Raw genomic sequence first — 18,831 nt, forward strand, 5'->3', positions numbered from 1 at the left:
AAGCGCCACTGCTGGAACATACCCTGGCCACCTGTTGATCGATCAGTTTTTCCTAATTCCGAATTGAGCGACCTTCACCCTGGAATCCTGGGCGATGCCGGCGGCCAGGTACAGGCCCATCCTCGCGGTGATGACCGTCTCGGTAGCATCGAACGAATAACGCTGAGTCTCAAGCGCGCCTTTCCAGTTCGCCGGTAAGGTAAACGGTTCCTGGTACTTGTCCATCGAGCGGTAATAGATCGCAGTGGACGTGCCCGCCACCGGCTTGGTGATGATCAGCTCAGCCTCCCAACCAAGGATGCCCCGGCTGTTGCCGACGATATCAGGCGCAGACACCATCTCGATCACGTCACCCGCCACAAGATTGCTCAGTGTGACGTTGGCCGAAGGCTGCAGATAGATGTAGCCACCCGCCGCCCCCATGGTTCCGCTCAGTTCGACGCACTGTGCGTCGCCGAATGCGGCGGGCTCCTTATACCAACGAGTGGTTATCCCGGTGAGCCCGGAACCGTTGGCCTTGTAGCTGTCCGCCAGTACCGACCCGGCCACTGGGTTGACCGATACGTTGATTGTCCCAGCCGTCCCGGCCATCAGTGGGTTTGCATTCAGGCAGCCGAACGGGCGAATCGCCGAGTAAACGTCAGCGGCATCCGTCGGCAGCGGCACGCCGAAGAACTCGAAATTGGCATTGATGACCGGCACGCATCGGGACTGAATGAAATCAGCGCCAAGGATGTTGGGATGCAGGCCTTCCACGGTCATTGCTTCGGTAAAGCCGTCCCAGATGTTCACCACCGGCACGAACTGACTGACGTAGCTCAGCGCCCAGTCCTTGTATGCGATCGCCTCGGCCAGCGCGGTGCCCGTCAGGGCTCTGGTACCGAACCGGGGCGTACCAGTACCCACGATCAGGTACTTGCCCGGCGTGTTCTGGAAAGCGGTAATCGCCTTCATCACGTTCGCCTTGCTGTCGGCCAGCTTCATGCCCGGGGTCGTGCTGTCGTTGGTGCGCGAGAGCAGCATCCACAGATCGGCCGTGGCTGACGCCAGGCAGGCCGGGAGCCGGGCCAGCACTCGGCTGGCTGATCCTCGCGAACAACTGCGGGCGCGCAGACACTGCTGCGACCGCAGAGCTTTTAGGCAGTAGCTCCCACCCGCTCGGCAAACTTGGCGAAATAGCAGAGGGCCTACTCCGGCCCTTGGTAGACGATGCACTGATTGCCCAGGCCGAGGCCGACGACCTATGAGCCAAGACGTGGCATACGCCTACTTCAATCTGCAGATCGAGCGCATTTCAACCTCACCCACGCCTGCGGCAGACCGAAGCTTTGTTTGTGGCGCGCTCGACTTCGCGGAGTTCATTTCGCAGCTCAGCTACCAAGAGGCTGAGTGCTACCGCGAGGTGCTGGCGGTCAAGGCCGGTCATCGTGTTGTTCAACTAAGAAGGGCCACGGCATGACTACCACGCCAATTTATCAATCCCTGATCGACGAGCAACTGACAGAACTGCCCGAGCATCTGGCGGTGCCGCCGGATCGCGTGGTGATGGTGTTCAAAGGGCTCACCACTGAGGACGCAAAACGTCAGGCGCGCATCGCCGGTATTGAGAATGCCGAGGCTTGGAGCGGTCGGGCGTTTATGTGCGGGCTTTGCACTCTGGCCTATCAGGTAAGGTTATGAGCTTCTACGAAGACAACGTCGCAGACGGCTCTCACGGTATGAGCTGTTGCGGCCTCATCGGTGTTGACGTCGGATACCCGCGTGCCTGCCGCAACTGTGGGGGCGAAGGCACCGAGCCTAATCCCGAAGGGCACACGAAGCGCGTGAAGGCTGAGGCTATGCAGCGCTTTGACGTGTGGCTATCCAAAACGGGCCTGCCCCACAAGAAGCACAATAACGGCTTCCACGTGGTTCTGACGCTTCCGGATGGGCGATTTATCGACGTTTGGCCCAGCACGAAAAAGTGGCAGCTGCGAGGCGACCACATCAGCCGAAACGGAAAGGCATTGCATGGGCTGGTATTGCAGCAACTGGGGCCGTGGTCATGACCGCTAACCAGCGCCGTCGCCGCATCGTGTTCTGGCGCGGATCGTTCCCGGTGCTCGCAACCTTCACGTTCCTGATGCTCGCGCCTTCACTCGCTGATCGCGTTTCGCACAAAGGCGCGTCGAGCGGGCGGTATACCGGCACGAAATGGACGACGCTGAACACAGAAAGCTGCTCAGTATTTTGCTCGAACTAGAAGGAATGGTGGCGCTGTCTGGGTACCCGAGCGAGCTGTATAGCGACCTCTTGCCGGACTGGAACTGCTACAGCACCTCGGCACGAATTTCTGCCGCATGCGGCACTGCAAGCCGAACCGAATGCATCTGGCTGAATCCGGCCTGTGTCGATCGAGTAAGTCAGATCGGTTTGGATCTGAGCGAGCGCGTTTGAAGATCCCTAAGTAGCGGTGCAATAGATCGTAACGGCCTGGAAGAACGCAGAAATCGACGCTGCCGCCGCTGCTAACTTATTCCAGCGGCTTTGAAGCTTTGCTGTTGCATACACATCCCAGGTTCCATCAATGTTTTTTTCAACTCGTGTACTCGTCCCAGACGGGTAATTTGATGGCCGGTATGCAACTCGAGCTGCTGCAGAGCGAATCCAACAAAAGCACGAGATTGCCGCAAAGAAACAAGCCACGCCTGGGGCGGCCACTCTGAAAAACCGAATCACGCTCACAGCTTCTATCAACTCATCTCTCCTTCAGCACGCCATCCTCTTGGCGAGGGTTCCTTATGCCAACAGATAAATCGCGCATCATCTGCCAGTTCAGCTGCGGCGCAACCTCGGCAGTGGCAACCAAGCTTGCGTTGGCCAAGTATAGCGGCACGCATGATGTAGTTATCGTTAACGCCTTCCTGTTCAATGAACACCAAGACAACCGTCGTTTCTTGGCGGACTGCGAAGCGTGGTTCGGGAGGCCGGTGACCGTCTTGCGAGACACGAAGTACGGCGCTGATGTTATTCAAGTGTTCAGACGTGAGCGCTACGTCAAAAACCAATATGGCGCGCCATGCACCAAACTGCTGAAGCGTCGGCTGCTGGATACTTGGAAGCAACCTAATGACGTAATGGTGTTTGGATACACCGCAGAAGAAGTTAACCGCTTTGACGGCTTTCGCGAACGCAATCCAGATCGCCAGGTCATTGCACCCCTGATGGAACGCGGTCTCGGGAAGGAAGATTGCAAAGCGATGATCGATCGCGCAGGCATCCAGCTTCCCCTCATGTATCGCCTTGGCTACGACAACGCCAACTGTACCGGGCTACGTGCAGAAAAGGCACGGCTATCACCAGCAGGGCATCCACCTCGACACCCCTTCGCCGGGAATCGGCAACCAGCACAGCGAAGGCGTCCAGGCTATGCACAAATCACTCAAGGATCAGCGCGTGGACTGCTACGTCTACTACCAGATCGACTGATTAACCCCAGCAACCCATATGCCTGTCCGTATATGGCGGCACCTTCTACCGGCACCACTGAGATTCGCAAGGAATACCGTCGTGATCACCGTCCATTTTGGTGCCAGGGCAATATTTCAGGAAGTATTTAGCCTCGGCGCACGAAGTCATCTGCGAGCAGTACTTACGACCGTCGCATTTGAAAGAAACAGCGGGAGCATCGGAGCCGAGCAAAGCGGCCGGCGCTTCCTGCCGGGCCGTGCTTAGAGGTGCCAAATATTCACCCACCCACCGTTTAAACACTGGGGAAGTGCTCAACCCAAAAGCCACCACAACGGCCAGCAAAACCAGAAATATCCCTTTCATCATTTACTCCCTGATTAGTCGCGCATTCTCACGTCGCCTGATCGCCAACGCAAAATTCCTATGAACCATAGCCTGCCGGTGTACGGCGGGCAGAGGTATTTCTATGTCCCAAGAATTGAATACGTTCCGCGAATCAGCCATTGAGGCGATCTCTGAGATGGCGCAGCACTTGCCGCTCGGTTGCGAACTACTGACCGTGGCGTGTCGACCCGGTAAAAACGACTTTGATCTGGTGCTGCCGTCGCCTGAGTCGAACCTGAACAATGCACTTGATGCACTCCGCCGCCACGGCCTGAGTGTCGATGGCGACAACGCCTACAAGCGCGATCTGTGCGACAGCATCGCCGGCGCCATGGCGTTCGGATACCAAAACACCAACCCGCGGCCCGAGGGGCACTGGGCAAAACAGTTTTGGGACTTGAGCCGCGTCGAAGGTGAGGCCCGCGAAGAGTTGACCGAGGCGCTGAAGCTCAACCGCGAAAACCTGCGCGCCTGCCAAGCCACTATCCATGTGCGTGGCGGTTTCGATCCAGCATATGTCAGCGAGGCCCAGGCAGCGATGAAGGTCGCCGACGAAGCTCTTGCGAAATACCCACCACTCAACCCCGCATAGACCCCGGACGGGGAAGAGGCATCCCATGAAGCGTGAACTGATAAAAATCAGCGAATTTCAGCGCCGGCGTTGGGGCGAAAACGGAACACCGCCCTGCCCCCAGGCAATCCGCAACTACATCCGAGACGGCAAGCTTCCAGGCGAGCAGATCGGCAAACTCTGGTATATCGACTGGACGGCATTCAACAAAGCCGCCGGCAACGATCTCGTCGCGATGGTATTGAAAGGAGCTGCATGATGGTCCCACGGCCGCGCAACAAGTCGAACAAAGGCTTGCCGCAGAACCTTTACCTGGATGACCGGCGCGGCACATACCGGTACCGGCGCCCGACTGATGGGAAGTGGTTTCAGTTCGGCACCGACCGGATCAAGGCTGTGGATGCGGCCAAGCAACTGAACTTGGCATTCATGCAGGGCGCCGACCTGGTCGGCGTGGTACTGGGCGAATCAGCCGAACTGTTCACCGCCTTCCTGGATGATTACGAGAAGAATGTTCTGCCGCCGCGGGAGCTGTCGAAGGGAACGCTGGGGCTTTACGCCGTGCACTTCCGCAGATTCCGGCGTGAGTTCGAAGGAAAGGCTGTCGATCAGATCTCGATCCGCATGATCGCCCAAATGCTAGACCTGTTGACGCCGCGCACGGCAAACCAGTGCCGGGTGCTGCTGATCGACATTTTCAATCACGCAGCGGCCAAGGGGCTGTGCCCCGACAATCCTGCGGCGAGCACCATTAATCGCATCGAGAAGAAAACCCGCAAACGGCATACAGTCGACGGCCTCAAGGCGATTCGAGAGAAGGCACCCGCCTGGCTGCAAAACGCGATCGATTTGGCGCTGATCACTGCTCAGCGGCGCACCGATATCCTCGCGATGAAGTTCGAAGATGTGAGGGACGGCTATCTCTATGTGGTGCAGCAGAAGACTTCGAAAGCCAGTGACGCGGCGTGGATCAGGTTCAGGGTGACGCCCGAGCTGCAGCGCGTGATCAGCCATTGCCGTGACAACGTCGTTTCCCCATTCCTGGTTCATCGCAGACCTGATCGGAAGACGCAAAAGCAAGCGGAGACCAAAGAACACTGGACCAAGGTTGAGGAGCGTTACCTGACGCGCGCATTCAAGGACGCCAGTGAGGCGGCGGATTGTTATAAGGGATGCAAGGAAGAAGAGATGCCAGGCTTCCATGAAGTCAGGGCGCTGTCACTGCACCTGTATAAGAAAGCCGGGAAAGATGGGCAGAAGATCGCTGGGCATGCCAGCGAGGAGATGACCAAAAACTACCAGAAGGAGCACGCCGAGGTGATCTGGTCGGAGGCCATTCCGGGCCTCGATATCAGCCAGATCGCCGGATAGTTTTGCGCCAGATTTGCGCGGGTTTTGCGCAAGCCAGAAATGAAAAAGGGAACCGAGCCGCTAAGTGGCTGATTCCCTTTACAAAATATGGTCGGGACGGAGTGATTCGAACACTCGACCCCTAGCACCCCATGCTAGTGCGCTACCGGACTGCGCTACGCCCCGACTAGGCGTAAATCTTTTAATGTTGCTTGCAAATGCGTCGAGGAATATACCCTAAGCGTTTGAATAATGGAAGTATTTCGATCACTTGCGCAACACGACCAGAACATCTTCCAATTCACTGATCATCTGCTTGATCAGTTGCTTGTACTGCAGGGAATCGTCCTTGACTTCGTCGCTGGACATGCGCAGACGCGCGCCGCCAATGGTGAAACCCTGTTCATAGAGCAATGCGCGGATCTGCCTGATCATCAGCACATCCTGCCGCTGATAATACCGACGGTTTCCGCGGCGTTTAACCGGGTTGAGCTGAGGAAACTCCTGCTCCCAATAACGCAAAACGTGCGGTTTTACCGCGCAGAGCTCACTCACCTCACCAATGGTGAAGTAGCGTTTGCCGGGGATAGGCGGTAGCTCGTCGTTATGACTTGGTTCCAGCATAAGCCTCAACTCGGGCCTTCAGTTTCTGCCCTGGGCGAAAGGTGACCACACGGCGAGCCGTAATCGGAATTTCTTCCCCGGTTTTGGGATTTCGACCCGGTCGCTGGCGTTTATCTCGCAGGTCAAAATTCCCGAATCCGGATAATTTGACCTGCTCGTTATCTTCCAGAGCGTGCCTGATTTCCTCAAAGAACAGCTCAACCAGTTCCTTGGCTTCTCGTTTATTCAGGCCTAGCTCTTCGTACAGACGTTCGGCCATCTCAGCTTTCGTCAGAGCCCCCATACGCTACTTCCTTAACGTGGCGTTTAACCTTTCCTCTAGCGAGGTGAGAATTTGCTGCGTCGAAGCATTTACCTCATCGTCAGTAAGAGTGCGCGATGGATGTTGCCAGGTCAAGCCGACGGCCAGACTTTTTCTATGCGGATCAATGCCTTTACCTTGATAAACATCAAATAGCCTGAGGTCTGTGAGCCATTGACCTGCATTTTCACGAATAACGTCCAGTACAGCACTCGCCGCAACCTCACGATCTGCCAGCAACGCCAGGTCACGACGGACCTCAGGGAAGCGTGAAAGCTCGTGAAATTTCGGCAACCGGCCTTGGGCGATGTCCGCCAGCACCAGTTCGAAAACGAATACTGGACGGTCCAGACCCAAGGTTTTGGAAAGCTCCGGGTGCAAGGCACCAAGATAGCCCATTTCACGATCATCGCGTTCAATACGGGCCGTCTGACCCGGGTGCAAGGCTGGATGCTTACCGGGTACAAAACGGAAATCGTCCAGTGCGCCGGCGAAGCCCAGTACCGCTTCCACGTCTGCCTTGACGTCAAAGAAGTCGACACCGTCGCGCCCTTGTGCCCAGCCTTCCGGCAACCGGCTGCCGCAAATCACACCGGCCAGCATAGGCTCTTGTTTTAAACCTTCCAGTTGCCCAACGAAACGCAGCCCGCTCTCGAACAGGCGCACGCGGTCCTGCTGACGGTTCAGGTTGTGTTGCAAGGACTTTACCAGTCCCGGCCAAAGCGATGAACGCATCGCCGCCATGTCAGCAGAGATGGGGTTGGCCAGCAACAGCGGTTCTACGCCAGGATTGAATAGCTCGAACCATTTCTGGTCGATGAAGCTATAGGTAATCGCCTCCTGGTATCCGCGTGCGACGAGCAAACGGCGCAGCGCAGGCAAATCGCCCTGGGCTTCGGCACGCGCCTTTGGGGCCAGACGGGCTTGCGGATAGCGAACCGGCAAGCGGTTATAGCCATAGAGCCGCGCCAGTTCCTCGATCAGATCGACCTCGAGCGCAATGTCGAAGCGATGACTTGGGACTTCGACAAGCCACTGGCCATTGGCCTGCGCAGATACCTTCAGGTCTAATGCCGACAGCAGCCGCTCGACTTCGGTCGCGTCCATCTGCATGCCCAGCATTTGCTCGATACGCTCAGCGCGCAGAGTGATCGGTGCGATGGACGGCAAATGCTGTTCGCTGACCGCCTCGATGATTGGTCCAGCTTCGCCGCCGATGATTTCCAGCAACAGCCCAGTGGCACGTTCCATGGCTTCGCGCGCCAGTTGCCAGTCCACACCTCGCTCATAGCGGTGCGAAGCATCAGTATGTAGGCCGTAGGAACGGGCTTTGCCAGCAACGGCAATCTGATCGAAGAAGGCACTTTCCAGGAATATGTTACGTGTGCTTGCAGTGTTGACACCACTGTGCTCGCCACCCATTACACCCGCAATGGCCAACGCTCGCTTGTGGTCGGCGATGACCAGTGTGTCAGCGCGCAAGCTGGCCTCCTGACCGTCCAGCAACACGAGCTTCTCGCCCTCCTCGGCCATGCGCACGCGGATGCCGCCATGGATTTCGGCAAGATCGAAAGCGTGCAGCGGCTGGCCCAGTTCGATCATCACATAATTGGTGATGTCGACGGCAGCGTCGATGCTGCGGATTTCGGAACGTCGCAGGCGCTCGACCATCCAGAGCGGAGTAGGACGCGAGAGGTCGACGTTACGAATCACACGACCCAGATAACGCGGGCAAGCGGCAGGAGCCAAGACTTCGACCGAACGCACTTCGTCGTGGACGGCGGGGACCACAGCGATGGACGGACGAGTAACCCTGGCGTCGTACAGTGCGCCCACTTCACGGGCCAGACCTGCTACGGACAGGCAGTCACCGCGATTCGGCGTCAGATCGACTTCGATGCTGGCGTCATCGAGTTCAAGATAAACGCGGAAATCCTTACCCACCGGCGCGTCAACGGGCAGCTCCATTAAACCATCATTGCCCTCGCCGACTTGCAACTCGGACTGTGAACACAGCATGCCATTGGACTCGACGCCGCGCAGCTTGGCCTTCTTGATCTTGAAGTCGCCTGGCAACTCAGCACCGATCATGGCAAACGGAATTTTAAGGCCTGGCCGCACGTTCGGCGCGCCGCAGACCACCTGAAAAGTTTGCTCACCGTTACTGACCTGGCACACGCGCAGCTTGTCAGCATCCGGGTGCTGTTCGGTGCTCAACACTTCGCCGACCACGACGCCGCTGAAAACACCGGCGGCCGGGGTCACACTATCGACCTCCAGGCCAGCCATCGACAGACGAGCGACCAGTTCGTCTCGGGACACTTGCGGGCTCACCCAGCCACGCAACCATTGTTCACTGAATTTCATCCTGCTCTCCTAAAAAGTTCGTTACGGGCGACCTAGCGAAATTGCGCGAGGAACCGCAAGTCGTTGTCGAAGAACAGGCGCAAATCGTTGACGCCGTAACGCAGCATGGCCAGACGCTCTGCACCCATGCCGAAAGCGAAACCCTGGAACACTTCCGGATCGATACCGGACATGCGCAACACGTTCGGATGAACCATGCCGCAACCCATCACTTCCAGCCAGCCAGTCTGCTTGCAGACACGGCAACCTTTACCGCTGCACATCACACATTCCATGTCGACTTCTGCGGAAGGCTCGGTGAACGGGAAATATGAAGGACGGAAACGCACTGCCAGCTCTTTTTCAAAGAACACGCGCAGAAACTCTTCGATGGTGCCCTTAAGGTCGGCGAAATTGATATCGCGGTCGACCAGCAGGCCTTCGACCTGATGGAACATCGGAGAGTGGGTGATATCGGAGTCGCTACGGTACACACGGCCTGGGCAGACGATGCGAATCGGCGGTTTGTTCGATTCCATGGTGCGGACCTGTACCGGGGAAGTATGGGTGCGCAGCAGCATGTTGGCGTTGAAGTAGAAGGTGTCGTGCATCGACCGGGCCGGATGATGGCCTGGGATGTTGAGTGCCTCAAAGTTGTGGTAATCGTCTTCGACCTCAGGGCCTTCGGCTATGCCGTAGCCGATGTGAGTGAAGAACTGTTCGATGCGTTCCAGGGTCCGTGTGACAGGATGCAAACCACCGGTGGTCTGCCCGCGGCCAGGAAGGGTTACGTCAATCGACTCGGCGGCAAGTCTGGCGGCGAGATCGGCCTGCTCGAATGACGCCTTTCGCGCATTGAGAACCTCTGTGACGCGCTCCTTTGCAACGTTGATCAGCGCACCGATCTGCGGACGCTCTTCGGCCGGCAAATTCCCCAGGGTCTTCATCACCTGAGTCAACTCACCCTTCTTGCCGAGGTAGTGAACCCGGATTTGCTCCAGGCCATTGATATCTTCAGCGCTTTGCACAGCCTCAAGTGCTTGAGAGACCAGCGCGTCCAGGTTTTCCATGTACAGACTCCAGATACGAAATAGGGGAAGAGCTTACAAGGCTCTTCCCCTATTCATGACGTTTAGCACCGGACCCCGAACGGAGCCTGGTGATTGCCGGGGACTTAGGCCAGAGTGGCTTTAGCTTTCTCGACAATCGCAGCAAACGCCGCTTTTTCGTTCACTGCCAGATCAGCCAGAACCTTGCGATCGATCTCGATCGACGCTTTTTTCAGGCCAGCGATGAAACGGCTGTAGGACAGACCGTTGATACGCGCACCAGCGTTGATACGAGCGATCCACAGAGCGCGGAACTGACGCTTTTTCTGACGACGGTCACGGTAGGCGTATTGGCCAGCCTTGATTACCGCTTGCTTGGCAACACGGAACACGCGTGAACGGGCACCGTAGTAGCCTTTAGCAAGTTTCAGAATTTTTTTGTGACGCTTACGGGCAATGACGCCACGCTTTACACGAGCCATGAGTTACTTCCTCTATTCTTGATCAAAATTAACGAAGGCGCAGCATGCGCTCGACTTTTGCCACGTCAGACGGATGCAGCAGGCTGCTTCCGCGCAGTTGACGCTTACGCTTGGTCGACATTTTGGTCAGGATGTGGCTCTTGAAAGCGTGTTTGTGCTTGATGCCATTCGCGGTTTTCAGAAACCGCTTAGCTGCACCACTTTTAGTCTTCATCTTTGGCATGTTCGGATACTCCGCATTCAGTTGATAAACATAACCGCAAGGCCTGCCGTGCCCTGGTGGTTATTTCTTCTTTTTCGGGGCGATGACCATGATCAGCTGGCGTCCTTCCATCTTAGGATGCTGTTCGACGGCGCCGTATTCGAGCAGGTCAGTTTCAACCCGCTTCAACAGCTCCATACCCAGCTCCTGGTGGGCCATCTCACGACCGCGGAATCTCAACGATACCTTGGCCCTGTCCCCGTCACTCAGGAAACGTACCAGGTTGCGTAGTTTTACCTGGTAATCCCCTTCCTCCGTCCCTGGACGAAACTTGATTTCTTTGACCTGAATCTGCTTCTGGTTCTTTTTAGCTGCGGCAACCTGCTTCTTCTTCTCGAAGATCGATTTGCCGTAGTCCATCAGCTTGCAGACAGGCGGTACAGCATCGGCAGAAATTTCCACCAAATCGAGCTTGGCCTCTTCAGCCTTAAGAAGCGCGTCTTCAATTGACACAATCCCAAGCTGCTCGCCTTCAGCCCCAATTAACCGAACCTCGCGGGCCGAGATATTCTCATTGATCGGGGCCTTCGGTGCAGCTCGTTTATCTTGTCTCATTTCACGCTTAATAATAATTACTCCGAATCTTGGCGACCACGCCGGGAAACCGCTTGTGCAAGGAACTCCGAGAATTGGGCGACCGGCATTGAGCCAAGGTCTGCACCTTCACGGGTACGCACAGCGACAGTTTGTGTTTCAACCTCCCGATCCCCGATAACGAGGAGATAAGGAACCTTGAGCAACGTATGCTCGCGGATTTTAAAGCCGATCTTTTCATTTCTCAAGTCAGACTTGGCACGAAACCCGCTTTCAGCGAGAGTTTTTTCCACCTCAAGGGCAAAATCTGCCTGTTTATCAGTGATATTCATGATCACTGCCTGAGTTGGAGCCAGCCATGCAGGGAACGCACCTTCATAGTGCTCGATCAAAATGCCGATGAAACGCTCGAAGGAACCGAGAATCGCACGGTGCAGCATGACCGGGTGCTTGCGCCCATTGTCTTCGGAAACGAATTCAGCGCCTAAACGTATCGGCAGGTTGAAATCGAGCTGCAATGTACCGCATTGCCAGACACGACCCAAGCAATCCTTGAGAGAAAATTCGATTTTCGGACCGTAGAACGCACCCTCTCCCGGCTGCAGGTCATAGGGCAGCCCTGCGCTGTCCAATGCCGCGGCGAGTGCCGACTCGGCGCGATCCCACAGATCATCGGAGCCCACGCGCTTTTCGGGACGGGTGGAAAGCTTCATTTCGATGTCCTTGAAGCCGAAGTCGGCGTAGACATCCATGGTTAGCTTGATGAACGCGGCAGATTCGGCCTGCATCTGCTCTTCGGTACAGAATATGTGCGCATCGTCTTGAGTGAAGGCACGCACGCGCATAATCCCGTGCAGCGCACCTGATGGCTCGTTGCGGTGACAGGCACCGAACTCAGCCAGACGCATCGGCAGCTCACGGTAGCTCTTCAATCCTTGGTTGAACACTTGCACATGGCAAGGGCAATTCATGGGTTTGATAGCGTAGTCGCGGCTTTCCGACTCGGTGGTGAACATGTTTTCAGCGTAGTTGGCCCAGTGCCCGGACTTCTCCCAAAGGGAGCGGTCGACCACTTGTGGAGTCTTGATCTCCAGATAACCGTTCTCACGCTGAGTCTTGCGCATGTACTGCTCAAGGACCTGATACAAGGTCCAACCGTTCGGGTGCCAAAACACCATCCCCGGCGCCTCTTCCTGCGTATGGAATAGTCCAAGACGCTTGCCGATCTTACGGTGATCGCGCTTTTCGGCTTCTTCGATACGCTGGATATAGGCCGCCAGTTGCTTCTTGTCAGCCCATGCAGTCCCATAAACACGTTGCAGTTGTTCGTTTTTGGCATCGCCTCGCCAATAGGCGCCAGACAGCTTGGTGAGCTTGAACGATTTCAGAAAACGGGTGTTCGGCACATGCGGGCCACGGCACATGTCGACGTATTCTTCGTGATAGTAAAGACCCATGGCTTGTTCGTCAGGCATGTCCTCGACCAGACGCAGCTTGTAATCCTCACCGCGAGCCTTGAACACTTCGATCACTTCGGCGCGCGGGGTGACTTTCTTGATGACGTCGTAATCTTTTTCGATCAGTTGCTGCATGCGCTGTTCGATCGCTGCCAAGTCGTCCGGCGTAAATGGGCGTTCGTAGGCAATGTCGTAGTAGAAACCATCGTCGATGACCGGGCCGATAACCATCCTGGCAGTTGGATACAACTGCTTGACCGCATGGCCGACCAGGTGTGCACAGGAGTGACGGATGATCTCTACGCCTTCCTGATCTTTAGGGGTGATGATTTGCAGGCTCGCGTCGGCGTCGATCACGTCGCTGGCATCGACCAGGTGGCCGTTGACCTTGCCGGCAACGGTGGCCTTGGCCAAACCTGCGCCAATGGACGCGGCTACGTCGGCTACGGAAACCGGGTGATCGAAAGAGCGTTGACTGCCGTCGGGAAGAGTAATAGTTGGCATGGCGCCTCCTCTCCTAGTGGTGACCCCTACCAAAGGTCACGTGGGTTGGGATAGAGCCAGTACGCGATTCGGCGGTGTACCTGCCTCACAGTGGCAGGAGCCCGAAGGCCAACCATTTACCGAACCAGAGTGACTGGAATATACAGAATCGACAGGATTGCATTGAGCAAAGCCTGAACCGCGAGACGCGAGCGAATCTGCAGGACGCGCATCCTAGCACAGCCCGACCGCTCTAGGTCACGACCGGGGCAGCGGATCGTGAATAAAGCCGCCGACAATTGCGCTAGGCATAGCCTGGGACTGAACTGCGACCTGTCGCTGCCGTCAGATAGTGCGAGACCTCCGCTCAAGGCCCTTGAAATGCGGGCCCCATAGACAAGAAGGAAACCACCATGAAACTTTTACGTGTTGCCGCCCTCCTCGCACCCATGGCGATGGCTCTGCCGCTCAGTGCGCATGCCGCTATGGATAGCTCGACAAAAGCTAAGTACATGAGCATATGCAAGGCCGCCGCAGCCCAGAGCAATCCCGCGATGGACGCCAAGGCCGTGGAGGCTCATTGCGAATGTGGCGCACAGCAGATCGACACGAAGTTGTCCGACAAGCAGATCGCGTCGCTGAATGACAAAATGACCCCACAGGATAAGGCCATGACCTCTGATCTACAGAAAGCCGTGGCCGAACATTGCCTTCCAGGCAAAAAATAAAAAATTTACATTTCGCTGCCAAAGCTGGGCCGCACCTGTTATGCGCACGAGCGTAGCGATGTCCACAGCCCACGTAGTTCGGGGGCTTGAGCGGTTTTAGCGGGATGTGACACACGCGTCAGCAGATCGGGAATACGACGCTTCATTACGCGAGAAGGTGCATATATTTGCGGGACTGGCGCAAAGTTCTTACCGAAAAAGTCCAGCCTTCACACAATTGGACTATGATAGCCCCCGTGTGCCCAGTTGGCCTGAGCAGCACAGCACTACTGAAAATTATGTTTCTGGAGATACACCATGTCTAATCGCCAAACCGGCACCGTAAAATGGTTCAACGATGAAAAAGGCTTCGGCTTTATCACTCCACAGGGTGGCGGTGACGACCTGTTCGTACACTTCAAGGCTATCGAATCCGACGGTTTCAAAAGCCTGAAAGAAGGCCAGACTGTCTCTTTCGTGGCTGAGAAAGGCCAAAAGGGCATGCAAGCTGCTCAGGTTCGCGCGGAGTAATCCGAGCGTGCTGAAAAAACCCCGTCGCTGACGGGGTTTTTTTATACCTGCAGAAAAGGGGTCAACCGCAGTTGACGCGAGTAATCATCGCCCCTTGATCGGTATTGAGGTTCAGCCGCTCGGAGCGGTATTCAAGTGTCACCATGTCATTGGGCCCAAGCACCCTGGCGATCTGCGCGCCTGATTTGACGCGGGCCTGCTCCATAAGCGCTGCCGAAGCCCGCTTGCCGACTGCGAACTGTGCAGCGGCGGCATCACAGCGGGAATAACCGGCATCAGAACTCACCGGTTCTTCTGCAGGCTTCGAAGACTCCGCCGTGCTGCTGCAACCTGCCAGTAGCAACGCGGCCAGAACCAATCCCGATGATGCGAATTTCCAGGGCATACAAACTCCTTACGTTTAAACGTGACCAGAACCTGTGCGACAGCGCTGCAAACGCTTGGTTTCCCGAGTAACGGTCAGAAAGCTTTCAGCCGACAGCACAAACCAAGGCCGCAGTCTGCCCGACACCAACGAAAGCCGGGCAAACAAATCGTCACAAAACGTTTGTCATTGTATGCATTCGTGAAACCTCCAACTCCCGAGCGGCAGAGCCTGAATCAAGCGATGCGCCTCCCTGTACTTCTGGCTCACTTGCACATGCGCGGGGCTTAGAGGCTCCCGGATACTGGAAAGGACGGCGGCACCACGGCAATGGTGTCCATCGACGGATGTCAGGCCATGTGGCCGCAAGGGCGATGCGGCCAGAGTATGGGACCGCTGAAGAACTGCGCTCCAAGGGTACCCAGAAGTCGATGAGTCAGCTACTTCTGCGCTATTGCTCTAACGCTCCAAATGCGCGATTGCGCTACTTCAGCCGGGCAAGCCGCTCAGTGAGTAGATCAAAGAAGCCTTGGGCGTCGCCGTTCTCGACCCAAAACACGTTTTTTGGCTGCCCCAGCGTGTCGTACCAGTCCGCAATAGTCTGGCCAAAACCTGGCCCGTCCTGATTATCGATCACCACGTTGATCAATCTGCCGCTGAACAGCTCTGGCTTCAACAACCAGGCAATGACGCTGGCATCGTGCACCGGACCGCCCGGCAATCCGTAATGCACCATGTCTGCCTTGACGTACTCGTTAAGAATACTGCTCACCAGCCCGCCCGCCTCGTTGTGCACCCCCTCGATCTGCTTGATCCGCTGATCGCTGGTGAGGATTTTGTGTGTGACATCCAGCGGCACGTAGGTCAGCTTGACACCGCTGGCGAGGACCACCTTTGCAGCGTCAGGGTCGGCGAACAGATTGAATTCAGCGACAGGTGTGATGTTGCCGCCATTGAAATGCGCCCCACCCATGACCACCACTTCCTTGATGCCCTGGGTGATTTCCGGAGCTTGAATCAGCGCCAGAGCCACGTTCGTCTGCGGCCCGAGCATAGCGATAGTGATACTGTGGGGAGCGGCTTTGCTCAGCGTATCGATCAGGTACTGCACCGCATTGCCCTCGGCCAGACCCTGCTTCGGTTCGTGGACCTGCACCCCTGGCAGGCCTTCCTTGCCGTGAATATTTTCAGCGTAGATCGGCGGGCGCACCAGAGGTCTGCCAGCGCCTGCATAGACGGGCACGTCTTCACGCCCTGCCCACTCACGGGCAAGACGGGCGTTGCGCGAGGTCTTGTCGATTCGCACGTTCCCCGCCACCGTCGTGATAGCCATTACGTTAAGCTCCTGCGGCGATGCCAGCGCCAGCAGCAGCGCAACCACGTCGTCGGCCCCGGGATCGGTGTCGATAATCAGGTTACGCCTTTCGGCCGCCTGGAGCACCACGCTGGAGAAGATGGCCAAGAGTGCAGCGCTCCGGATCAGTTGAATGACAAAGTGACGACACGTCCGCATTGGAAACTCCCTGTTTCGTGAAGGTAAAGGATTCAGCGTGGTCAAAAGACTACGCCCGCCACCAGGGCGATGTTGGTGTAGGGCTGGCACTCGCCGGTGCGGACGATCGCCCTGGCGCTGCGGCTCAATTGTTTCAAGGCATCGTGACTGATCAGGCACTGTGCGCCGAGTCGGCCAGCGCCATTAAGCGCATCGAGTGCTATCAGCGCAGGAGGCTGCTTGTCGCGCATCTCATCAGCGATGACATGGCTTTCGACCTGCATCTCTGACAGCACTGTATCAAGCACGCTAACGAAGTCCGGAATACCTTGGGTGACGGCCAGATCGATGAGTTCAACGCCCGGCGGCACCGGCATGCCGGCATCGACGATCATCAACACGTCCCCGTGCCCCAGGGAGGCGATCACGCGTGACAGGGCGATATTGAGCAGCGGAGTTTTTTTCATGGCTGATAGCTCTGCACATCATCAAAGGTCGGAATGGAAGGCTGCGCCCCGGAGCGGGTGACAGACAACGCTGCGGCGATCTGTCCGAAATATATCGCCTCGGCTTCGGTCTTGCCGTCGGCCAGTGCGGCCGCAAAGCCGCCGACGAAAGTATCGCCAGCAGCAGTGGTGTCGATGGCGTTGACCGTCGGCGCCGGAAAATGCTGGGAGTGTGCCTGGGTGGCGAACAGAGCCCCCTGCCCGCCTAGTGTCACGATGACTTTGCTCACGCCAGAGGCCAAAAGTGCGGTGGCGGCGGCATCGGCGCTACCGACGCTGTCGACGGGGAGACCGGTCAATGCGGTCGCCTCGCTTTCGTTGGGGATCAGGTAATCGATCCATGCATACCAATGCGCGGGCAGCGGACTGCTGGCTGGGGCCGGGTTGAGGATGACCGTCTTGCCCAGTTCATGTCCGCGCTTTAGAACATGGCCAACAGTGGCCATGGGCACTTCCAGCTGGCAAATGATCACGTCGGCGTTGCTCAACAGGGTATCGAAGCCGTCCACCATGTCTGCGGTAACATGTCCATTGCCTCCGGCGACGATGACGATCGCGTTCTGGCTACTGTCATCGACAACGATCAGCGCCACGCCCGAGGACTCGCCAGCCATGCAGGTCACCGCTTGGCAATCGATTCCTTCGGCCAGCAGCGCCGAGCGCAGCTGTTCCCCATACGCGTCGTCACCCACGCACCCGATCATCGCCACGCTGGCGCCGAGCCTGGCAGCCGCGACGGCCTGATTGGCGCCCTTACCGCCAGGCACCGTGACGAACGACTGCCCCGCCAGGGTTTCGCCCGCACGTGGCAAACGCGGCGCGCGCGTCACCAGGTCCATATTGAGGCTGCCCACTATCACTACTTTTGCTTGCATAACGTCTTTACTCATCGATCCGACCCTTTTCGGGTCGGTTTAGCGAAACTCATGGAACGCAGTGGTTGGCGGCGCTGTGGACTCACGTAGCACGATACTCGGCGCGACAATCAACTGTTGCACCGGGCTGTTACCGCGGGTCGAAATGCGCTGAAGCAATACTTGCGCCGCACGCTCGCCCAGTTGCAGGATGGACTGCCCGACCGTGGTTAGCGCCGGGTAAACGTACTGACTCATTTGTATATCGTCGAAACCGATCACTGAAAGATCAGCCGGCACCCGCACATTGCGCTCGGCAGCGGCCCGCAACACGCCGATGCCGACCATGTCGTTGGCGGCGAAGATCGCGCTGGGCCGGTCGCATTCCAGCAACCTGCCCGCTGCCTCGTAACCGCTGGCACCAGTGAAATCGCTTTCTACTATCCAGCTATCGGGAACATCGATCGCCGCTTCCTGCATCGCTCGGCGGTAACCGGCCAGACGCATGCGCGCTACGCTGGTCTGGGCCGGACCGCAAATACACGCGATATGGCGATGACCCAATTGCAACAAATGCGACGTGGCCAGATAAGCGCCTAACTCATGATCGATACGCACCAGATCAGCAGTGATGTTCTCCAGGTCCCGATCGACGATGACCATCGGCGTGCGCACCGCCGACAAGCTATCGCCCAGACTGTCACCACCCCCCACCGACGATACGATCAGACCGTCCACGCGTTTTTCGAGCAGCACGCGCAGATAATTGCGCTGCTTCTCCAGATTATCGTCGGAGTTACAGAGAATTACGCAGAAACCACTGCGTTCGCAGTAGTCTTCAATGCCCCTGGCCAACTCGGCAAAGTACGGATTGATGCCATTGGGAATCAATAGCCCGATAGTCGCTGTCGACTTGGCTTTCAGCGAACGCGCCACTGCGCTGGGCACATAGTCGAGCTGCGCAATCGCCGCCTCGACTTTCTTGCGCACCTCGTCACTTACCGGCCGCGTTCGATTCAGAACATGTGACACGGTGGTGTAGGAAATGCCCGCAATTGCAGCCACATCTTTGATGGTGGCCATG

Annotated in this window: 25 protein-coding genes and 1 tRNA gene; 10 read left to right on the plus strand and 16 right to left on the minus strand. The window is 57.1% G+C overall.

Annotation, left to right across the window (positions count from 1 at the left end; translation table 11 throughout):
* Positions 1–42: 42 nt before the first annotated feature.
* Positions 43–1,023 carry an SGNH/GDSL hydrolase family protein gene (locus B3I26_RS06075; RefSeq protein WP_414707593.1) on the minus strand — a complete coding sequence of 327 codons (981 nt, stop codon included), beginning with the start codon at positions 1,021–1,023 and terminating at the stop codon, positions 43–45.
* A 220-nt stretch (positions 1,024–1,243) separates the two neighbouring features.
* Here B3I26_RS06075 and B3I26_RS06085 point away from each other — a divergent pair, with 220 nt between their 5' ends.
* From B3I26_RS06085 to B3I26_RS06105, 5 genes are all read left to right on the plus strand, one after another.
* Positions 1,244–1,459: a hypothetical protein gene (locus B3I26_RS06085; RefSeq protein WP_296256120.1), complete on the plus strand. Its 216-nt coding sequence runs from the start codon at positions 1,244–1,246 to the stop codon at positions 1,457–1,459.
* On the plus strand, positions 1,456–1,680 hold the full coding sequence (locus B3I26_RS06090; RefSeq protein WP_296256121.1) for a hypothetical protein: 225 nt from the start codon (positions 1,456–1,458) through the stop codon (positions 1,678–1,680). Before B3I26_RS06085 ends, B3I26_RS06090 begins: the two co-directional genes overlap by 4 nt.
* Entirely contained in the window at positions 1,677–2,048 is a 372-nt protein-coding gene (locus tag B3I26_RS06095; RefSeq protein WP_296256123.1) for a hypothetical protein, read from the plus strand. Before B3I26_RS06090 ends, B3I26_RS06095 begins: the two co-directional genes overlap by 4 nt.
* A complete protein-coding gene (locus B3I26_RS06100) occupies positions 2,045–2,242 on the plus strand; it encodes a hypothetical protein (RefSeq protein ID WP_296256125.1) in 198 nt (65 codons plus the stop codon). The genes B3I26_RS06095 and B3I26_RS06100 overlap by 4 nt, the downstream gene beginning before the upstream one ends.
* 538 nt (positions 2,243–2,780) lie before the next feature.
* Positions 2,781–3,599: a hypothetical protein gene (locus tag B3I26_RS06105; protein ID WP_296256127.1), complete on the plus strand. Its 819-nt coding sequence runs from the start codon at positions 2,781–2,783 to the stop codon at positions 3,597–3,599.
* Here B3I26_RS06105 and B3I26_RS06110 read toward each other — a convergent pair.
* A complete protein-coding gene (locus B3I26_RS06110) occupies positions 3,514–3,816 on the minus strand; it encodes an excalibur calcium-binding domain-containing protein (RefSeq protein ID WP_409521999.1) in 303 nt (100 codons plus the stop codon). The genes B3I26_RS06105 and B3I26_RS06110 overlap by 86 nt on opposite strands.
* Before the next feature lie 100 nt (positions 3,817–3,916).
* Here B3I26_RS06110 and B3I26_RS06115 point away from each other — a divergent pair, with 100 nt between their 5' ends.
* The 3 genes from B3I26_RS06115 to B3I26_RS06125 are packed head-to-tail and all read left to right on the plus strand — an operon-like array spanning position 3,917 to position 5,776.
* Positions 3,917–4,426, plus strand: a complete 510-nt coding sequence (locus tag B3I26_RS06115; protein WP_296256132.1) for a hypothetical protein — start codon at positions 3,917–3,919, stop codon at positions 4,424–4,426.
* Positions 4,427–4,451: 25 nt separating this feature from the next.
* On the plus strand, positions 4,452–4,664 hold the full coding sequence (locus tag B3I26_RS06120) for a hypothetical protein (RefSeq protein ID WP_296256133.1): 213 nt from the start codon (positions 4,452–4,454) through the stop codon (positions 4,662–4,664).
* Positions 4,664–5,776: a tyrosine-type recombinase/integrase gene (locus B3I26_RS06125; protein WP_296256469.1), complete on the plus strand. Its 1,113-nt coding sequence runs from the start codon at positions 4,664–4,666 to the stop codon at positions 5,774–5,776. Before B3I26_RS06120 ends, B3I26_RS06125 begins: the two co-directional genes overlap by 1 nt.
* A gap of 88 nt (positions 5,777–5,864) precedes the next feature.
* On the opposite strand, the gene B3I26_RS06130 is transcribed toward B3I26_RS06125, so the two are convergent.
* The 9 genes from B3I26_RS06130 to thrS form a co-directional block, all read right to left on the minus strand.
* Positions 5,865–5,941 (minus strand) — tRNA-Pro (locus B3I26_RS06130).
* An 81-nt stretch (positions 5,942–6,022) separates the two neighbouring features.
* Entirely contained in the window at positions 6,023–6,379 is a 357-nt protein-coding gene (locus tag B3I26_RS06135; protein ID WP_296256135.1) for a MerR family transcriptional regulator, read from the minus strand.
* Positions 6,360–6,662 carry an integration host factor subunit alpha gene (ihfA, locus tag B3I26_RS06140; protein WP_002553164.1) on the minus strand — a complete coding sequence of 101 codons (303 nt, stop codon included), beginning with the start codon at positions 6,660–6,662 and terminating at the stop codon, positions 6,360–6,362. The genes B3I26_RS06135 and ihfA overlap by 20 nt, the downstream gene beginning before the upstream one ends.
* Positions 6,663–6,665: 3 nt before the next feature.
* Positions 6,666–9,047, minus strand: coding sequence for a phenylalanine--tRNA ligase subunit beta (pheT, locus tag B3I26_RS06145; protein WP_296256137.1), 2,382 nt, complete (start codon positions 9,045–9,047; stop codon positions 6,666–6,668).
* 32 nt (positions 9,048–9,079) lie between these two features.
* Positions 9,080–10,096, minus strand: coding sequence for a phenylalanine--tRNA ligase subunit alpha (gene pheS / locus B3I26_RS06150; RefSeq protein WP_296256139.1), 1,017 nt, complete (start codon positions 10,094–10,096; stop codon positions 9,080–9,082).
* A gap of 104 nt (positions 10,097–10,200) precedes the next feature.
* Positions 10,201–10,557 (minus strand): 50S ribosomal protein L20, encoded by a 357-nt coding sequence (gene rplT / locus B3I26_RS06155; RefSeq protein WP_007905879.1) that lies wholly within the window; start codon positions 10,555–10,557, stop codon positions 10,201–10,203.
* 28 nt (positions 10,558–10,585) lie between these two features.
* Positions 10,586–10,780, minus strand: coding sequence for a 50S ribosomal protein L35 (rpmI, locus tag B3I26_RS06160; RefSeq protein ID WP_002553160.1), 195 nt, complete (start codon positions 10,778–10,780; stop codon positions 10,586–10,588).
* Positions 10,781–10,840: 60 nt separating this feature from the next.
* Entirely contained in the window at positions 10,841–11,392 is a 552-nt protein-coding gene (gene infC, locus B3I26_RS06165) for a translation initiation factor IF-3 (RefSeq protein ID WP_296256470.1), read from the minus strand.
* Positions 11,392–13,314 (minus strand): threonine--tRNA ligase, encoded by a 1,923-nt coding sequence (thrS, locus tag B3I26_RS06170; RefSeq protein ID WP_296256141.1) that lies wholly within the window; start codon positions 13,312–13,314, stop codon positions 11,392–11,394. Before thrS ends, infC begins: the two co-directional genes overlap by 1 nt.
* A gap of 392 nt (positions 13,315–13,706) precedes the next feature.
* Here thrS and B3I26_RS06175 point away from each other — a divergent pair, with 392 nt between their 5' ends.
* Positions 13,707–14,021 (plus strand): hypothetical protein, encoded by a 315-nt coding sequence (locus B3I26_RS06175; RefSeq protein WP_296256143.1) that lies wholly within the window; start codon positions 13,707–13,709, stop codon positions 14,019–14,021.
* 297 nt (positions 14,022–14,318) lie between these two features.
* Entirely contained in the window at positions 14,319–14,531 is a 213-nt protein-coding gene (locus tag B3I26_RS06180) for a cold-shock protein (RefSeq protein WP_007905882.1), read from the plus strand.
* Between the two features lie 61 nt (positions 14,532–14,592).
* Here B3I26_RS06180 and B3I26_RS06185 read toward each other — a convergent pair whose 3' ends face one another.
* The 5 genes from B3I26_RS06185 to B3I26_RS06205 form a co-directional block, all read right to left on the minus strand.
* Positions 14,593–14,916, minus strand: coding sequence for an I78 family peptidase inhibitor (locus B3I26_RS06185; RefSeq protein WP_296256146.1), 324 nt, complete (start codon positions 14,914–14,916; stop codon positions 14,593–14,595).
* Between the two features lie 463 nt (positions 14,917–15,379).
* Complete coding sequence (locus B3I26_RS06190) at positions 15,380–16,408, minus strand: nucleoside hydrolase (protein WP_296256148.1); 1,029 nt, start codon at positions 16,406–16,408, stop codon at positions 15,380–15,382.
* A gap of 41 nt (positions 16,409–16,449) precedes the next feature.
* Positions 16,450–16,854, minus strand: a complete 405-nt coding sequence (gene rbsD, locus B3I26_RS06195) for a D-ribose pyranase (protein WP_296256150.1) — start codon at positions 16,852–16,854, stop codon at positions 16,450–16,452.
* Complete coding sequence (gene rbsK / locus B3I26_RS06200; protein ID WP_296256472.1) at positions 16,851–17,768, minus strand: ribokinase; 918 nt, start codon at positions 17,766–17,768, stop codon at positions 16,851–16,853. The genes rbsD and rbsK overlap by 4 nt, the downstream gene beginning before the upstream one ends.
* 39 nt (positions 17,769–17,807) lie before the next feature.
* Complete coding sequence (locus B3I26_RS06205) at positions 17,808–18,830, minus strand: LacI family DNA-binding transcriptional regulator (RefSeq protein ID WP_296256152.1); 1,023 nt, start codon at positions 18,828–18,830, stop codon at positions 17,808–17,810.
* Between the last annotated feature and the right edge of the window lies 1 nt (position 18,831).

The sequence above is a fragment of the Pseudomonas sp. UBA5706 genome, assembly GCF_002419965.1.
Classification (GTDB): Bacteria; Pseudomonadota; Gammaproteobacteria; order Pseudomonadales; family Pseudomonadaceae; genus Aquipseudomonas.